This is a genomic window from Candidatus Rubrimentiphilum sp., assembly GCA_035710515.1.
Taxonomy (GTDB): domain Bacteria; phylum Vulcanimicrobiota; class Vulcanimicrobiia; order Vulcanimicrobiales; family Vulcanimicrobiaceae; genus Rubrimentiphilum.
On sequence record DASTDE010000002.1, the window covers coordinates 112,266 to 127,763 of the forward strand.

Consider the following 15,498-nt stretch of genomic DNA (forward strand, 5'->3'; position numbering starts at 1 on the left):
CTCACGATTTCGGATCCTGATTTCGAATCTTGGCGATCTGCTGCTGCAGCGCTTCGAGTGTGCGCCCAGAAGGCGGCGCGCCCGCCTGCACGTTGCTCTTTAAGGCAAAAGCCGGCCGCGGCGAGCGTTCGCGCGCCGGACCGCGCAGCGGATAATCCTTACGGAGCGGATGGCCCTCCCAATCGTTGGGCATTTGAATGCGCCGCATATCCGGATGGCCTCCGAATGAAATTCCGAAGAGATCGTAGATCTCGCGTTCGGCCCAATCGGCGGACCTCCATAGATCCGTCGCCGTCGGCAGCTTCGGATCTTCAGCCGTAACGCCGCATAGCAAGCGCACGCGCTTCGTCTTCGCCAAATTTAAGAGATGATAGACGACGTCGAAACGCGGCGTTCGCTCCGGATAGTCCACGGCCCCGACATCGAGCAGCAGCCCAAAACCCTCGCGTTTGAGATCGGCGAGCCGCGCATGCAGCTGCGCCGGTTCGATGCGCTCGATGGCGGCATCGTCGATCGGCGGACGTAGCGCGGGCGGATCGATCGCCGTTCCGGTTAGCGGCGGCGTTTGTGTGCTAGGCATTCAGCGTTATGTGCGTGCCAGCAATCCGCCGCGGCCGCCTTCGCGGATCTGCTGCTGGATCAGATTGACCGCGTAGAGCAATCCGTCCGGCGTCGGTGGACAGCCCGGAACGTAGACGTCGACAGGGATGACCGTATCGACGCCTTGTACGATCGCATAATTGTCGAAGACGCCGCCGGAACTCGCGCAAGCGCCCATCGAGATCACCCACTTCGGATCGGCCATTTGATCGTACAAGCGCTTCACAACGGGCGCCATCTTCTGCGCGACGCGGCCGGAAACGATCATCAGATCGGCTTGGCGCGGCGAGGCGCGAAAAACTTCGGAACCCAAACGCCCGATGTCGTACTCGGGCGCGGTCGCGCTCATCATCTCGATCGCGCAACAGGCCAAACCCATGGTCAACGGCCAGACGCTCGAACTTTGCGCCCAGCGCGCGACGTCGTCCACCTTCGCCAAGAGAAAATGGCCCGGGCCTACCTCCATTCGAAACCTCGTTTCTTCCAGACGTAGGCGTACCCGATCGCGAGGACGACGATAAACGCGCCCATCTCGACCAGCCCGAACATGCGCAACGCGTGCATCTGGACGGCCCACGGATAAAACGAGGCCGCCTCCACATCCAAAACCACGAAGAGCATGGCGATCAGATAGAACTTCACCGGAAAACGGCCGGCGATCGCGGAAGTCGGCTCGACGCCGCACTCGTAGGCTTTCTCTTTTTCGGGATTCGGTTTGCTCTGCGCCAAAAGGCCCGGCAAAAGACTGAATGCCAGCGCGGCAGCCACGGCGACGGCCACGAAGATCGCTACGGGCGCATAGGGGGTCATCGGCTTGTGACAGTTTTCACAAGCCTTTCCCAACCCCTTGAAGAAAGGAACGGACATGAAGGTTTTCGCCCTCGGATTGGTTATGATTCTCGCCCAATCGGGAGGGTGCAATAACCCCAACGGCGGCGGCGTACAGGACTTCGGCACAATCGTCGGCCGCGTGCTCGATGCGACGAACAACCGGCCGGTCCCGAACGCGCTCGTGGCCGTCGGTTCCTTATATACGGGTTACTCCAACCCAGACGGCGCCTTCCAGCTCTCGGGCATTCCGATTGGCCGCCAGGGCCTGACCGCCAGCGCGCCCGGTTATCAGACGACGAGCGTCACCGTCCCCGTCCACAAAGATCAAACCACCAACGCGTACTACGTGCGGTTGCTGCCGCTGACGGGCGGGCCGACCGCACCGCCGCCGCCGACGCCGACTCCCACCGCCGGGCCGCCGACGCCGACTCCGGTGTTGACGCCCGAACCCAGTCCAACCGGCAGCACCAGCCCCTCGCCGTAGTGGCGCTCAACATCGTCGCCATACTCGGCGGCGTCTTTTTGGTCTTCATCGCACTGCGCGATGTGTTTCAAGGCGTGATCGTTCCGCGCGCCGAGAATACGGCGCTTCGCGTCAGCCGGTACTTGAATCGCGCCATCTGGTACGTGTGGCCCAAGATTGCCAACACATTCTTTCACAACGAACGCAAACGTGAGGACTTCTTGGGAACGTTCGCGCCGTTCACGCTCGTCTTGTACCTGGTGACGTGGGTCGTCTTGCTGATCGCCGGCTGGGGTTTTCTCTTTTACGGCATTCGCGATCAGTTGCGTCCGGAAAATCTGTCTCTCGCCGACTGCATCTACTTCGCCGGCGCGTCATTCTTGACCATCGGCTACGGCGACATCGTTGGAACGACAACGCTGTCACACATGCTCTCGCTGGCGGCCGCAGCCTGCGGACTCGCGGTCGTGGCCGTCGTCGCGACGTTTCTCTTTTCGCTTTTCGGCGCATTTCAGAAACGCGAAGCGTTTGTCGTCACGTTCGGTTCGCGCTCGGGCACGCCGCCCAGCGGCGTCGGATTGCTCATCGAACATGCGCGCGCCGGGATCGTGCCGGATCTCGCACAGGTCTTTCACGAAGGCCAAGCTTGGATGGCAAGCGTGATGGAAAGCCACCTCGCTTATCCTATCCTCACGCTCTTTCGTTCGAGTCACGACTACGAATCGTGGGTCGGAACGCTCGGAGCACTGCTGGATTCATCATCGCTCGTGCTAACGACGACGGAAAGCGACGCGGCAATCAAAGGGCAGGCCCACATCGTCTACAATCTGGGCCGCCATCTCACGCACGATTTCGCAAGCTATTTCGGTTTCGAGCAAGACGGGCAAGTGACCGGAATCGAACGCAACGAATTCGACGGCGCATGCGATCGCCTCAAAGCCGCAGGATACCACATCGGCGATTGCGACGAAGCTTGGAAACGCTTTTCCGAGCTGCGGCGCAGTTACGCCGCGCCGCTCAATGCGCTCGCGCGCTGGCTCGAGATTCCTCCCGTGCAATGGGTGGGCGATCGCTCGCTACTGCGATCGCACTCCACCGCAGTGCACTAAGCGCGCGTTCTTGGCTAAAACCCGTGGGCTATATCGTGGTTGTGCAAGAAGTGCTTTGCGGCGTTAATCGGTAGCGCAAAGCCAATCGATCGTTCGTCCTCGAAGCGCGATTCGGCTAAGCCGACGATCTCGCCGTTGTCGGCCAGGAACACCGGCCCGCCACTCTCTCCCGGAACAATTGGGAGCGTTACCTCGATCGCATCGCGGCGCAGCGCGGAGATGCGCCCCGTGTTCAGAGATGTTGCCAAACCTAACCCCTCGTTTTCGAATTCATCGGGTATCGGATAGCCCAAAAGTCCCACGGATCGTCCGGGAAGCGCGTCGCCACTCGAACCGAGCGGCGCAACCGGAAGATCTCTTGCCGTCGTCCGCACAAGCGCGACATCGAGATCGCTGTCGCGCGCGACAACACTGAATGGCACTTTGCGTTTGTTGCCGATCGTCGCGCGGAAGTTCCAGGCGTGCTCGAGCGCGTGCTCAACCGTGAGAATGTCGCTGCCCCAACTTCCGCTCGCGATCACGATTCCGGTCGCATACTCGGTGTCGGGACCGCTCCGCTTGGTCGCACCGGGCACATCCATCGTGAGCAAGACGATCGACGGCCGGAGTTTGTCCGCGGCTGCCACGAATGCGTCGTCCGCCGATTTCGGCGCAGCGCACGCCGCCAGAAGTACGAATGCGGACAGCGCGATAAGACGCCGCATCAACGCGCGACCGCCGTTTCCATCGCGGATTTTAGTTCGGCGATTCCGCTGCCCGTCCGCGCGCTTACGCTGATCGCGCCGGCGCGGTGCGGCATTGCGCTAACGACATCGCATTTGTTGAAGACCAGGAGCTGCGGCTTCGTTCCCAATTGCAGGTCAGCCAGCGTTTTGTCGACTGCCGCCATTTGGCGCGGCCAATCCGGATTCGCGGCGTCCACGACATGCACGAGCAACTCGGCTTGCTCTAATTCTTCGAGAGTCGCGCGAAACGCGGCGAGCAAATCTTTTGGCAATTCCGTGATAAAACCAACCGTATCGACAACGCTGACGTATTCCCGGTCCTTCAGCCAGACGCGCCGCACCGTGGGATCGAGCGTCGCGAACGGCTGGTCGGCGACGAACGCGTTCGAGCGCGCCAGACGGTTCAGCAGCGACGTTTTGCCGGCATTCGTGTAACCGACCAACGCGGCGAGCGGCTCGCGCCCGGGCGAGGCGCGACGCGTCTTGCGCTGGCGGCGAACATCGGACAGCTGCCGGTTGAGCACGCTGATTCGTTCTTGAATGCGCCGCCGATCGACTTCGAGTTTCGTTTCACCGGGGCCGCGCGTGCCGATGCCGCCGCCCAAACGTGAAAGATCGGCGCCGATGCCGATCAGATTCGACTGGCGGTAGCGCAGTTGCGCGAGCTCGACTTGCAGCTTGCCTTCGCGGCTGCGTGCGTGACGCGCAAACACGTCGAGAATCAACATCGTGCGGTCGACGATCGGCACCGGGATAACTTTTTCCAGATTCTTGCGTTGCCGCGGGCGCAGATCGTTGAGTACCAAGATGAGATTCGCTTTTGCAGTTTTCGCAAGCTCCGCAATTTCGACAGCTTTGCCGCTGCCAACCAGCGTAGCCGCGTCGACACGCGCGCGCCGCTGCACCATACGCCCCACAATTTTCGCGCCCGACGCAGCCGCCAGCGCTTCCAGTTCAGCCAGTTCCGGTTCGATTGGCCGCGCGGGGTCGTCCGTATCTACAGCGACGACGAGTGCTCGCGGCCCTACCGCGCGATTGGGCGAAGCTGATCGATGAGCCATGAAAGGGCCTGGATATATCGCGGCCCTGGGCGATAGAGAGCGTTCGCATCCGGCGCGATAAGCACGCGCTTCGCCCCGACAGCTCGCAGCGAGCGCCACGGCTCACGAGCGAGACTTTGCTCGAGTTGCGCATCGCGCGTGGCAAGCAGCGCGTCGGGCTGCAGCCGAAGCAGCGCTTCAGGGCTATATTGCGCGTACGCCTGCGGCAAGGATGCAACGGCGTTGCGTCCGCCCGCCAACCAAATTAGCGTCGAGATGTACGATTGCGGCCCGACGGTCCAAACCGGTGTCGTTTGAATGACGACGAAAACGGCCGGCCGCCGCTTGAAATGCTCGGTCTCGCGCAGCCGCTGCGTTTCGGCCCGTAATTTTGCGATAAGCGTATTTGCTTCGGCGGCGTGTCCGCTCAGCGCCCCGAGCTTCGCGATGTCGTTAAAGAGATCGGCATAGCTGTCATCGGGCAGGAGCTGCACCGAAATTCCCGCGCGCACGAGAGGACCGGCAGCTCTGCGCTGCGACGGAATCCCGACGACGAGATCCGGGTGCAGCGCGACGATTTTTTCGGCATCGATCGTCGCCGCATCGTCGACCGCCGGCAAACCTTTGGCGCACGGTATATCCGAGCTGAACTGCGAGACGCCGACAAGCTGCTTGGCCGCGCCGATCGCGCAGAGATCCTCCGTAAGCGACGGAATCAGCGAGATAATGCGCGCCGGCACTTCCGGCGGACGCGCGGCATTCGACGGCGAGCACGCCGACAGCACGACGGCCACCACAAGCATACTCGCGCGCAAGCTCAAGCGCATTGCGCCACAAACCGCTCGACTGCGGCGTCCCCGGCTAGGAAGTGGCGGTGCAAGAAGCTTGCCAGCACGTGCGGACGCCACGCGCCGGTACGCGAATCCTCCAGCGAGTAGGCCGCCTCTTCCGAAAGAGATTCGCTCGCGTAATGAAATTCATAGGCCTTCAGATCGTCGCCCCGTTCGTCGCAAACAGAATCGTGCAGCGCCTGCGCGCGCCGGTAGCCGATGTGCAAACGAGGCTGCGCGATGCTCGTACGCCCTCGCAAGGCGCCGCACATCGGAAAGACGCCGTCGTGCGTCTCCAACTCGCCGGCGAGATACATCATGCCGCCGCATTCGGCATAGACGGGCAAGCCCGCATCAATCGCTGATGCTATGCTGCGGCGCATCGCTTCGTTTGCGGCAAGCTCCCCAACGTGGGACTCGGGATAACCGCCGCCCAGCCATAGTCCATGGGCGCCGGCTGGGAGATTGCTGTCTCGTAACACGGAGAAGCGCGCGATCTGCGCGCCCGCGTGCTCGAGCGCTTCGATCGTCTCGGGATAGGTGAACCAGAGCGCCGAATCGTCCGCGACGGCGATGCGCGGCGACGGACCGCGACGTGTTGTCAATCGTTCGCCCGGGCCGGGCACCTGCTCGCGCGGTTGGGGAAAGAACACTGGATCGATCTGATCTGCCAAAACATCCGCTACGTCCTCCGCGATCGTTGCAACACCTTGCACGCGTTCGAGATCGAGCCCGAGATGGCGCTCCGGTATCTTCCACTCAATGCGATTCGGAAGCACGGCGACTACCGGAACACCGATCGCTGTAAAGGCGCGGCGTACCGCGCTCTCATGCGCGGCTCCGCCTACGCGATTCAAAATAACGCCCGCGATGTGTACTCGTGGCAGCATCTGCGAGCAGCCAAGTGCGATCGCGGCAGCGCTTTGCGACATGCGCCACAGATCGATAACGAGTAAAACGGGTGCGTCCAGCAATGCGGCCACGTGCGCGGTCGATGTGTCGCCCATGGTGTCGCCATCGAAAAGTCCCATCATGCCTTCGAGCAACGCCACGGATCCCGCGGTTGCGCCGACGTGCGAGCGGACGCGTTCTGCTCCGTCCAGCCAGAGATCGACATTGCGGGCCGCCCGGCCGCAGACGTTCTCATAGAGCCGCGCGTCGATGTAATCAGGCCCGATCTTGAACGGCTGCACCGGAATTCCGCGGCGCGCGAGCAGCGCGGCAAGAGCCAAACCTACGAGGGTTTTCCCCTCACCGGTGCCGGCCGCCGCGACGACTAGTTTGTCTTTCAAGGAATGCACAGCTTTCAAAAGACCAGGAAGGCTCGCCTGCAGCGCGTATCAAGTGCGTATCGCATTTGTGCGCGGGAAGCCGGTCAAAAACCGGCACGGTCGCGCCACTGTAGGCGGGGAGCCGCCCGGCGTCACTCCATTTTGGGGGAAGGCCCGGGCACCAGGCTACGATCCGCGAGTCAGGATACCAGCGCAAATGCCGCACAACCACCTCGCGAAAAGGAAGGGGTTGCCATGTTCTGGTTTTTCCTTGTCATCACGATCGGCAGCGCCGGTCAGCCTTCACCATCGCCGTCGCCATCGGCGCTTCCGGAGATCGCCCACGTGTATACGAGCGATCGCACCGATGAAACGCTGAAAAATGCAGCTCGCACGACGTACATCGTCACGCGAGCGGATATCGATCGCAACGGCTATCGCACCGTCGGTCAGGCGCTTCAAAGCCTGCCGGCCTTCGAGCTTTCACCGTACGGCGCGATCGGGTCGTCGGCACAATACGGGATCCGCGGCAGCAACAGCGCGCAGATTCTCGTGCTGGTCGACGGCTTGCCGGCGCCCGGATCGTTTGCAAATAGTGTAGAGATTCAAACGATGCCCACCACCGGCGTCGATCGCATCGAGGTGGTTGAAGGCGGCGGCTCCACGCTGTACGGTACCGGCGCAATCGGCGGAATAGTGAATGTCATCACCCAGCGCAGCTCGGGATACGGTGCGACGCTGCGCGCCGGATCGTTCGGCGACCGTTCGGCCGAAATCCGCAGCGACCACATCCAATTCTCACGGATCGTTGCGCGCAACGACTTCACGCTGCCGGACGGGACGACCAGGCCCGACAGTGACTATGAAGCTTCCGCACTGCACGCGAATTTTGATTTTCCCGTTGGAAGCTTTGATGCCGCCTTGCGAGCGGGCATTTCAAGCGATCGCGTCGGCGCCCCAGGGCCGGATGCTTTTCTTTCCACGACGTCGCGCGAAACCGACTTAAACTCAGGCGCGAACCTGACTTTGACGCGCAAGAGTGCTCAAGCCCAAACGACATTTCAGTTCGGCGGCACGACACAGCGCATTACGTTTGCCTGCAACACAAACGATCCGAACTGCTTTCAATCCGTTGAATCTTTGAACACCGAAGGGCGCGTCGATTTCGGCGCGAGAAACGTCGTGAGCGGCGCGGACGAACAGCTGCTCTACGGAATAGATCTCTCGCGCGGTTCCGTGCGTTCCGATGCGGGCGGCCTTTTCTCAACGAACTCCCTGGCGCAAGCCGCTGCGTACGTGCAGCAAACGGTCTCCGGTCGCTGGGGAAGCGCCTACGCCGGACTGCGCGCCGAACGCGACGGCGCGTTGGGTGGAGAGCTCTCTCCCTCGGCCGGGTTCGATATTCACCTCTCGAACGAAGCCTCGCTCAAAGGCAACGTCGCGACGGCGTTTCGCGCGCCGAACGCGACCGAGCTGTACTTTCCGTTCTTCGGAAATCCCGACCTTAAGCCCGAACGTGCCAAGGTTGCGGACTTGACGATCGTGGATTCGCACGTGCTAGGCGGCGCCTCGCTGACCTGGTTTGAGAATCGCACGAATGAGTTGATCGTCACGGAGCTGATCGATCCGGTGAACTTTATATTCGCGCCGGAAAACGTCGACCACGCGCTGATCGAAGGACTAACGCTCGACGTAAAGACTGCACCGCTGCATGGTTTCACAGCAGCGTTGAACATCACCGACCTGTTTCGTGCGGCAGATCTCGACGCGCAGAGCAGGCTGCCCGACGATCCGGTGTTCACGGCCAACCTGCGCTTGGACTACGCCGGCAGCGGATTCGTTCACGGTTTCGGCGCGGCGATCCATTCGGCAGGGCGGCGCGGTTTGGTGAACCTTCTGCAGCCAATCTTCGATCAGCCCGTGGCGTATACGAACACCGATGCGTATCTTTCGCTGCGCGCGGCGCCGCACGTCCTGTTCACGCTGCGAGGGTTCGACTTAGGCAACGAACGCTATGGCGCGGTCAACAGCTTTCCGATGCCGGGACGCACCTTCGCGTTCGAGTTGTCCAGCTACTAACATGAGCTGGCGCTTTGCGGCGCTGATCGCCGGCCTGCTCGCGATAGCGGGCGGCGCGCTGCTTGTCGGCGGCACGCCGCTCGCGCCGGGCGCGATCGTCACGGCGATCACCCACCCGTACGGCAGCGGCGAAATTGCTACGATCGTGTGGCAGCTCCGGCTGCCGCGTATCGTGATCGGTGCGTTGGTCGGCGCGGCGCTCGCGATCGCCGGAGCATTGCTGCAAGGCTTGCTGCGCAATCCGCTGGTCGATCCGTACTTGACCGGCGTAAGCGCCGGAGCGGCTGTAGCGATCGTGCTGTCGATTGCGGCGGGCGTAACCGCCGCCGCCGTTCCTGCGCTCGGTTTCGGTGCAGGCTTAGGGACAGCGGTACTCGTTGCGGCCTTGGCACGACGCGGCGCAAGCCTGGACGCGACGCGTTTAATCCTCGCCGGCATCTCGCTCTCGTCGCTGTTCGCCGCGATCATCGCACTGGTGTTGACGCGCGTTCAGGGCGGAGGCGGCGCGCCGGCCATCGTCAGCTGGTTGGCGGGCACGCTTTCCGGACGCAGTTGGAACGATCTCGCGTTTGCGGCACCCTATGCAGCGCTCGGCGCGATCCTTGCATTCTTGAGTGCACCGGCACTCAACGCACTGCGATTGGGTGACGTGCGCGCAGCCGCGGTGGGCGTGCACGTCGGGCGCGCGCAATGGACGATCCTCGCTTCTTCTTCGCTACTTGCCGCATCGGCAGTCACGCTGTCCGGAACGATTGGATTCGTTGGTTTAATCGTACCGCATGTGGCGCGCCGCATGGTCGGCTCGGATGCGCGTTACGTGCTCGCGGCTTCGGCGCTGCTCGGCGCGGCGCTCACTATTGTGGCGGATGCGTTGAGCCGCACGCTGGTCGCACCCGCGGAGATCCCGATTGGCGTGCTGCTTGCGTTCATCGGCGTTCCAACATTTCTCTACTTGTATCTGCGCGACAAACGGACGGCGGCGGCATGATAGCGGTTCGCGACCTTGCGCTGTTCGTCGCCGGGCGCACGCTGCTTGAACGGATGTCGTTCGAGATTCGCCAAGGCGAATTCGTCGCGATGCTCGGGCCCAACGGCGTCGGAAAGACAACGCTGCTTCGCACGCTCGCCGGGCTTCGCCGCGTCGAAACCGGCGAAGTGGTGATGGATTCGCGGAAACTTGACTCGTTCTCGCCCACCGAGCGCAGCCGCGCGATAGCTTTTGTTACCAGCGACGACGTGTTCACCGATCGGCTTACGGTGCGCGAAGTCGTCGCCGCCGGACGCTATCCGCACCACCACTGGTGGCAATGGAACGAAGAGCCGCACGACACGGAAGCAATCTCCGCAGCGCTACGCGCGGTCGAGTTGGAGCCGCTCGCGCACCGCGAGTTCGAAACGCTTTCGAGCGGCGAGCGACAACGCGTGTGGATAGCGCTCGCGCTGGCGCAAGAAGCCACGCTGCTTCTTTTAGACGAGCCGACCAGCCATCTCGACGTACGCGTCGCGCAAAATATTCTGACGCTCTTACGCGCGCAAGTCGCAGCGGGGAAGACCGTGGTATCCGTCCTACACGACCCGAACGAGGCGGCGGCGTATGCCGATCGCGTCTTGCTTCTGGAGCCCGGCGGCGTTCTGGCGTTCGACGAGCGGGAGCGCGCGCTTTCCCCGGACCTTCTCGGCCGCGCCTATGGCGTGAAAATGGAGTCGCTGCGGACCGCCTCGGGTGCGCCCCGGGTATTTCCGGCCGCGACCTCCGGTCTCTAGACACCCCGCATAACGCGCGCCCCAAACCTTTTACCGGGTGGCTAAGGCGCCCGGGCCCCGCGCATGGGATGATAGTCAAAACCGAAGGCCCACCGCGCCCAAGCGCGGGGGTTCTTCTCATAAGAGGAGACGAGAGATGGCAATGACAGCGGGGGAGCTGAAGGCGAAGGTCTCGTCGAACGGCAACGGCGTGCATGGCAAACGCTCGCCGAAACAGCTCGTCGAGTTCATCAAGAAAACCGGCCTAAAGATGGTGGACTTCAAGTTCACCGACGTTCCCGGAACGTGGCAGCATACCAGCGTGCCGGCGGATCAAGTTGACGAGGACACGCTCCTGGCAGGCATCGGTTTCGACGGATCGTCGATTCGCGGATTCCAAGCAATCCACGAATCCGACATGATCCTCAAGCCCGACGTAGATTCGGCTCACGTCGATACGTTCTGCGGCGTTCCGACGCTGTCGGTGATCTGCGACGTCTTCGATCCGATCGCGCAAAAACTGTATCACCGCGATCCGCGCAACATCGCGCGTAAGGCCGAGGCGTATCTGCGTTCGAGCGGAATCGCCACGACCGCGTACTTTGGCCCGGAAGCGGAGTTCCATTATTTCGATCGGGTCTCGTACGAGAACTCGCCGAACCGCGCGTACTACGAGATCGATTCGAACGAAGCGCACTGGAACAGCGGACGCGAGCAAGGATCGCTCGGCTACACGCTGCGCCCGAAGGAGGGATATTTCCCGGCGGGCCCGGCGGATACGACCGCCGACGTGCGAGCGGCAACTGCGCTCGTCTTGAAAGAGTGGGGCATCGACGTCGAGATGCAGCACCACGAAGTCGGCGCGCCGGGTCAAGCCGAGATCGATTTCCGTTTCGACTCGCTGCTGAAGACGGCCGACAACCTCATGACGTTCAAGTACGTCGTGCGTAGCGTTGCGGCGCGTCACGGCAAGTCGGTGACGTTCATGCCGAAGCCGGTTTTTGGCGACAACGGTAGCGGCATGCACGTGCATCAATCGCTCTGGAATGAGGGCGACCCACTCTTCTACGATAAAGACGGCTACGCTGAGTGTTCGCAGACGATGCTCTATTACATCGGCGGGTTACTGACGCACATCGATTCGCTGATGGCCTTTTGCGCACCGACGACCAACTCGTATAAACGGTTGGTGCCGCACTACGAAGCGCCGGTCAACGTGGCTTTCTCGGCGCGCAATCGCTCGGCCGCGATTCGCATTCCGATGTTCTTCCAAGGTAACCCCAAAGCCAAGCGTCTCGAGTTCCGCCCGCCCGATCCGACCGCGAATCCGTACCTCGCGTTCTCCGCACTCCTCTGCGCTGGACTCGACGGCATCAAACGGAAGATCGATCCGGTTGCGGCCGGCTTCGGACCGCTCGAGGAAAACATCTACGACCTGCCGCCGGAGAAAGCCGCAAAGATCCGCTCGGTTCCGGGTTCGCTGCGCCAGTCGCTCGATGCGCTGCGCGACGATCATGCATATCTGACGGAAAACGGCGTCTTTACCGACGACTTCATCGACCTGTGGATCGCCTACAAAACGGAACGCGAGCTCAAACCGGTGGAGATCCGGCCGCATCCGTACGAGTTCTACCTCTACTACGACGCGTAGCGTTTGACGGTCTCGTCCCCAACCGCGGGTATGGTTAGCGGTTGGGGCCGAGACCATCTTCACTTGACTTGAGATAGGCAAACCTCAAAGGGGCTGCGAAGCGAGCTGCCATGCAGACGCGGTCGCTTGCGGCCATTTTCAAAAGCTATGACGTCCGCGGAATCTATCCCGACGAACTCAACGATGATTTAGCCTATCAAATCGGGCGCTGCTTCGTGCCGCTGCTCAACGCGAAGAACGTGGCAGTCGGACGCGACATGCGGGAATCGGGCGAACATCTTTTCGAGGCGTTTGCCCGGGGAGCGACCGAAGCGGGCGGCAACGTCATGGATGTCGGCCGGGTTTCGACCGATGCGCTGTACTTCGCGGTCGGCAAGTACAAGCTGGATGGCGGCGTGATGATCACCGCATCGCATAATCCCGCCAACTACAACGGCATGAAGTTTACACGCGATCAGGCGCAGGCTATTTCGTTAGATACCGGCCTCGCTCAAATTCGCGACCAGATCGCCTCAGCGAATCTTCCGCCAAAGACGACGGGCACGCCGGGGCAGGTTACGCAAAAGTTTATCTTAGATGAATTTGCGGCACATTGCCTCTCATTCATCGAACCGAAGAAGATCAAGCCGTTCAAGATAGCGATCGATGCCGGCAACGGCATGGCCGGCGAAACCATTCCGCACGTCTTCAAACATTTGCCCTGCGAGGTGGTGCCGCTCTACTTTGAGCTCGACGGCAGTTTTCCGAACCATCCGGCCAGCCCGATCGAACCCGAAAATATGATCGACCTGCAGGCCGCCGTGCGCAAGCATAAATGCGACCTGGGCGTGGCATTCGATGGCGACGCCGACCGTATGTTCATCGTCGACGAAAAGGCCGGCTTGATCGACGGAAGCACGGTGACCGCGCTGGTCGCCCTCAACACTCTCAAGCGCCGCCCCGGCAGCAAGATTCTTTACAACCTTATCTGCAGCCGAAGCGTACCTGAATTGATAAAGAAAAACGGCGGCATCCCGGTCCGGTCACAGGTGGGGCACTCGCTTATCAAGCAGCGCATGCGCAGCGAGGACATTATTTTTGGAGGAGAACACAGCGGCCACTTCTACTTCCGCGATAACTGGTACGCCGATTCGGGAATGATCGCCCTGATGGAATGCCTCGAACTCTTCAGCGAAACCGATAAGCCGGTCAGCGAGTTCATCACGCCTATCGACACGCGCTTCCGCTCGGGGGAAATCAACACGACCGTCAAAGACGTGCAGGCGAAGATGCGCGAGATCGAAGAGCATTACAAAGGCGCCGACGTCGACCATTTGGATGGCGTGACCATTTCCTATCCGGACTGGTGGCTGAATGTACGGCCTTCAAATACCGAGCCGCTTTTGCGTTTGAACGTTGAGGGCGACACGCGCGAACTTATGGAACGGCATCGCGACGAGGCGCTGGCGGTGATTCGCTCATGAACCGTTTCGTCATCGGCCCGGCTTCGATAGCTTTAGGCGACGGTTCGTCGGCCGAAGGACGCATCGCGATTGAAAACGGGCGCATCGCCGAGCTACTCCCGAGCGATGGCCCGGCCGATCATCCTTTGCCGGCGGGAACGCATATCGCGCCCGGATTAATCGACATTCACACCAACGGTGCGGGCGAGTTTCTTTTCAATCGCGATCAAGGCTACGCCGTCCCGGTGGCGGCGGTCGACTATGCGCGCCAGGGCGTTACCGGTTTTGTGGCCGGCATCATGACGGCGCCGTGGGAATCGATGCTGCATGCCGCCGGCGAAGTCGTCGAAGCCGCGCACCAGCTCGAGGAAGACTCGCCGCGCGGCGCGCGCTGCTTGGGTATTCACTTCGAGGGGCCGTTCATCAATCCGAAATTCCGGCGCGTTCATCAACAGCAGTGGATCGTTCCCGCGACACGCGAACGCACGCGCGCATTAGTCGACGCGTGCCGGGGCGCGTGTTTGATGGTGACGATGGCGCCGGAAGTGGACGGCGTCTCTGACGCAGCACGATATTTCCTGGAGCACGGCATCGTCTGTTCGGCAGGCCATACCGCCGCGCGATACCGCGAAGGAATGCTCGCGATCGGGCTGGGGTTCCGCTCGCTCACGCACGCATTTAATGCGATGCCGCCGCTCGACCATCGCGATCCCTCGATTCTGGCGGCATTCATCCAGGACGGCAGGACGACTGTTCAGGTCATCTGCGACGGCATTCACGTCGCGCCCGTTATGGTCGATCTTCTGCGCCGTACGGTGCACGAGCGGCTGATTTTGGCAACGGACAACATGCCCTCAGCCGGCCCCGGCTATCACATCTCGGGCGGCGTCATGCGCGCTGAGGACGGAACGATTGCGGGCAGCGCGATTCGCATGGATGAAGCGGTTCGCAATTACATGAGCTACACGGAATTGCCGTTCGCCAAAGCAGTCGTCGCTGCGACACACACGCCCGCAAAACTCCTGTCACTCGACCGTGAAATGGGACGCATTGCGCCCGGCGCACGTGCGGATCTTTCGTTCTGGGATAGCAAGCACAACGTCATCGGTACGATGGTCGGCGGCGTTACCGTTTTCGGCGAGATGTTCACGCCCGCCGCCGCTCAAGCCGTGTCATCCTGAGCGGTGTTCGCGTAGCGAACGCGCAGCAGTGTCATCCTGAGCGGCGTTCGCGAAGCGAACGCCCAGTCGAAGGGCCCCTGAGCCTGGCGAAGGGCCAAACCTACCGTCGTGCACTTGGCCATACCGATGCGTCGGCAAGCGTCGGAAACATCCAGCTCCCATCGTATAGATTTAAGAGCCACCATTCTCCGCTAAAATAAAATAGCTTCGCCGTTATCGCGTTGTGCGTCGGTGCCAATACCACACTGTGCGACCGAATGAACCCGTCGTCGGCCCAACTCGCCGGCTCGCTAGGCTTCCACGAAAAGGCTATGCGGTACAAGTGCCCTCGCCGTATGCGTTCATTTTTCGTTGGCAGTATCGGCTCGACCCATAGAATTCGCTTGGGCACGATCGTCGAATAACAAAAATAGGGGAGGTTGCCGTGATTATCGTTGTAGCTATTCGTTGCATAGAAATATGGGATGGAGTTCCATGTCAGATAGTAGTCGAACCCAGCAGCCCTGGGTGTTCGCACCAACATGCCGGCCTGC

At 61.6% G+C, this 15,498-nt stretch carries 15 protein-coding genes and 1 riboswitch; of the genes, 8 read left to right on the plus strand and 7 right to left on the minus strand.

Features of this window, described 5'->3' with window-relative positions; translation table 11 throughout:
* Window position 1: 1 nt before the first annotated feature.
* Genes VFO29_06805 through VFO29_06815 form a run of 3 tightly spaced genes read right to left on the minus strand, consistent with a single transcriptional unit; the run spans window position 2 to window position 1,410 of the window.
* The gene (locus tag VFO29_06805; GenBank protein HET9393208.1) at window positions 2–580 is read right to left on the minus strand and encodes an NADH-quinone oxidoreductase subunit C; all 579 of its coding nucleotides are present in this window, start codon (window positions 578–580) and stop codon (window positions 2–4) included.
* A 6-nt stretch (window positions 581–586) separates the two neighbouring features.
* Window positions 587–1,066, minus strand: coding sequence for an NADH-quinone oxidoreductase subunit B family protein (locus tag VFO29_06810; GenBank protein HET9393209.1), 480 nt, complete (start codon window positions 1,064–1,066; stop codon window positions 587–589).
* Window positions 1,057–1,410, minus strand: a complete 354-nt coding sequence (locus VFO29_06815; GenBank protein ID HET9393210.1) for an NADH-quinone oxidoreductase subunit A — start codon at window positions 1,408–1,410, stop codon at window positions 1,057–1,059. The genes VFO29_06810 and VFO29_06815 overlap by 10 nt, the downstream gene beginning before the upstream one ends.
* Before the next feature lie 55 nt (window positions 1,411–1,465).
* Here VFO29_06815 and VFO29_06820 point away from each other — a divergent pair, with 55 nt between their 5' ends.
* Together VFO29_06820 and VFO29_06825 are read left to right on the plus strand one after the other, a co-directional pair.
* On the plus strand, window positions 1,466–1,915 hold the full coding sequence (locus tag VFO29_06820) for a carboxypeptidase-like regulatory domain-containing protein (GenBank protein ID HET9393211.1): 450 nt from the start codon (window positions 1,466–1,468) through the stop codon (window positions 1,913–1,915).
* The gene (locus VFO29_06825) at window positions 1,915–3,003 is read left to right on the plus strand and encodes a potassium channel family protein (protein ID HET9393212.1); all 1,089 of its coding nucleotides are present in this window, start codon (window positions 1,915–1,917) and stop codon (window positions 3,001–3,003) included. Before VFO29_06820 ends, VFO29_06825 begins: the two co-directional genes overlap by 1 nt.
* A gap of 14 nt (window positions 3,004–3,017) precedes the next feature.
* Here VFO29_06825 and VFO29_06830 read toward each other — a convergent pair whose 3' ends face one another.
* The 4 genes from VFO29_06830 to VFO29_06845 are packed head-to-tail and all read right to left on the minus strand — an operon-like array spanning window position 3,018 to window position 6,890.
* A complete protein-coding gene (locus tag VFO29_06830) occupies window positions 3,018–3,707 on the minus strand; it encodes a serine protease (GenBank protein HET9393213.1) in 690 nt (229 codons plus the stop codon).
* Entirely contained in the window at window positions 3,707–4,789 is a 1,083-nt protein-coding gene (gene hflX, locus VFO29_06835) for a GTPase HflX (GenBank protein HET9393214.1), read from the minus strand. The genes VFO29_06830 and hflX overlap by 1 nt, the downstream gene beginning before the upstream one ends.
* On the minus strand, window positions 4,753–5,583 hold the full coding sequence (locus VFO29_06840; protein HET9393215.1) for a helical backbone metal receptor: 831 nt from the start codon (window positions 5,581–5,583) through the stop codon (window positions 4,753–4,755). The genes hflX and VFO29_06840 overlap by 37 nt, the downstream gene beginning before the upstream one ends.
* Window positions 5,584–5,585: 2 nt before the next feature.
* Window positions 5,586–6,890, minus strand: a complete 1,305-nt coding sequence (locus VFO29_06845; protein HET9393216.1) for a cobyrinate a,c-diamide synthase — start codon at window positions 6,888–6,890, stop codon at window positions 5,586–5,588.
* Window positions 6,891–6,927: 37 nt separating this feature from the next.
* Window positions 6,928–7,101, plus strand: a riboswitch (cobalamin riboswitch).
* Window positions 7,102–7,124: 23 nt separating this feature from the next.
* On the opposite strand from VFO29_06845, the gene VFO29_06850 reads away from it, so the two are divergent.
* The 6 genes from VFO29_06850 (at window position 7,125) to VFO29_06875 (ending at window position 14,965) form a co-directional block, all read left to right on the plus strand.
* Window positions 7,125–8,948, plus strand: a complete 1,824-nt coding sequence (locus VFO29_06850) for a TonB-dependent receptor (GenBank protein ID HET9393217.1) — start codon at window positions 7,125–7,127, stop codon at window positions 8,946–8,948.
* Between the two features lies 1 nt (window position 8,949).
* Window positions 8,950–9,936: an iron ABC transporter permease gene (locus VFO29_06855; protein ID HET9393218.1), complete on the plus strand. Its 987-nt coding sequence runs from the start codon at window positions 8,950–8,952 to the stop codon at window positions 9,934–9,936.
* The gene (locus VFO29_06860; protein ID HET9393219.1) at window positions 9,933–10,712 is read left to right on the plus strand and encodes an ABC transporter ATP-binding protein; all 780 of its coding nucleotides are present in this window, start codon (window positions 9,933–9,935) and stop codon (window positions 10,710–10,712) included. Before VFO29_06855 ends, VFO29_06860 begins: the two co-directional genes overlap by 4 nt.
* A gap of 136 nt (window positions 10,713–10,848) precedes the next feature.
* On the plus strand, window positions 10,849–12,342 hold the full coding sequence (glnA, locus tag VFO29_06865; GenBank protein ID HET9393220.1) for a type I glutamate--ammonia ligase: 1,494 nt from the start codon (window positions 10,849–10,851) through the stop codon (window positions 12,340–12,342).
* 110 nt (window positions 12,343–12,452) lie between these two features.
* Window positions 12,453–13,805: a hypothetical protein gene (locus tag VFO29_06870; GenBank protein HET9393221.1), complete on the plus strand. Its 1,353-nt coding sequence runs from the start codon at window positions 12,453–12,455 to the stop codon at window positions 13,803–13,805.
* A complete protein-coding gene (locus VFO29_06875) occupies window positions 13,802–14,965 on the plus strand; it encodes an amidohydrolase family protein (GenBank protein HET9393222.1) in 1,164 nt (387 codons plus the stop codon). Before VFO29_06870 ends, VFO29_06875 begins: the two co-directional genes overlap by 4 nt.
* The last annotated feature ends 533 nt before the right edge of the window (window positions 14,966–15,498 follow it).

Bases quoted from the DNA above. Each gene is read 5' to 3' on its own strand.
- VFO29_06815 (HET9393210.1), bottom strand. From the start codon at position 1,410: ATGACCCCCTATGCGCCCGTAGCGATCTTCGTGGCCGTCGCCGTGGCT.
- VFO29_06860 (HET9393219.1), top strand. From the start codon at position 9,933: ATGATAGCGGTTCGCGACCTTGCGCTGTTCGTCGCCGGGCGCACGCTG.
- VFO29_06870 (HET9393221.1), top strand. From the start codon at position 12,453: ATGCAGACGCGGTCGCTTGCGGCCATTTTCAAAAGCTATGACGTCCGC.
- VFO29_06830 (HET9393213.1), bottom strand. From the start codon at position 3,707: ATGCGGCGTCTTATCGCGCTGTCCGCATTCGTACTTCTGGCGGCGTGC.
- VFO29_06875 (HET9393222.1), top strand. From the start codon at position 13,802: ATGAACCGTTTCGTCATCGGCCCGGCTTCGATAGCTTTAGGCGACGGT.
- VFO29_06805 (HET9393208.1), bottom strand. From the start codon at position 580: ATGCCTAGCACACAAACGCCGCCGCTAACCGGAACGGCGATCGATCCG.
- VFO29_06810 (HET9393209.1), bottom strand. From the start codon at position 1,066: ATGGAGGTAGGCCCGGGCCATTTTCTCTTGGCGAAGGTGGACGACGTC.
- hflX (HET9393214.1), bottom strand. From the start codon at position 4,789: ATGGCTCATCGATCAGCTTCGCCCAATCGCGCGGTAGGGCCGCGAGCA.
- VFO29_06855 (HET9393218.1), top strand. From the start codon at position 8,950: ATGAGCTGGCGCTTTGCGGCGCTGATCGCCGGCCTGCTCGCGATAGCG.
- glnA (HET9393220.1), top strand. From the start codon at position 10,849: ATGGCAATGACAGCGGGGGAGCTGAAGGCGAAGGTCTCGTCGAACGGC.
- VFO29_06820 (HET9393211.1), top strand. From the start codon at position 1,466: ATGAAGGTTTTCGCCCTCGGATTGGTTATGATTCTCGCCCAATCGGGA.
- VFO29_06850 (HET9393217.1), top strand. From the start codon at position 7,125: ATGTTCTGGTTTTTCCTTGTCATCACGATCGGCAGCGCCGGTCAGCCT.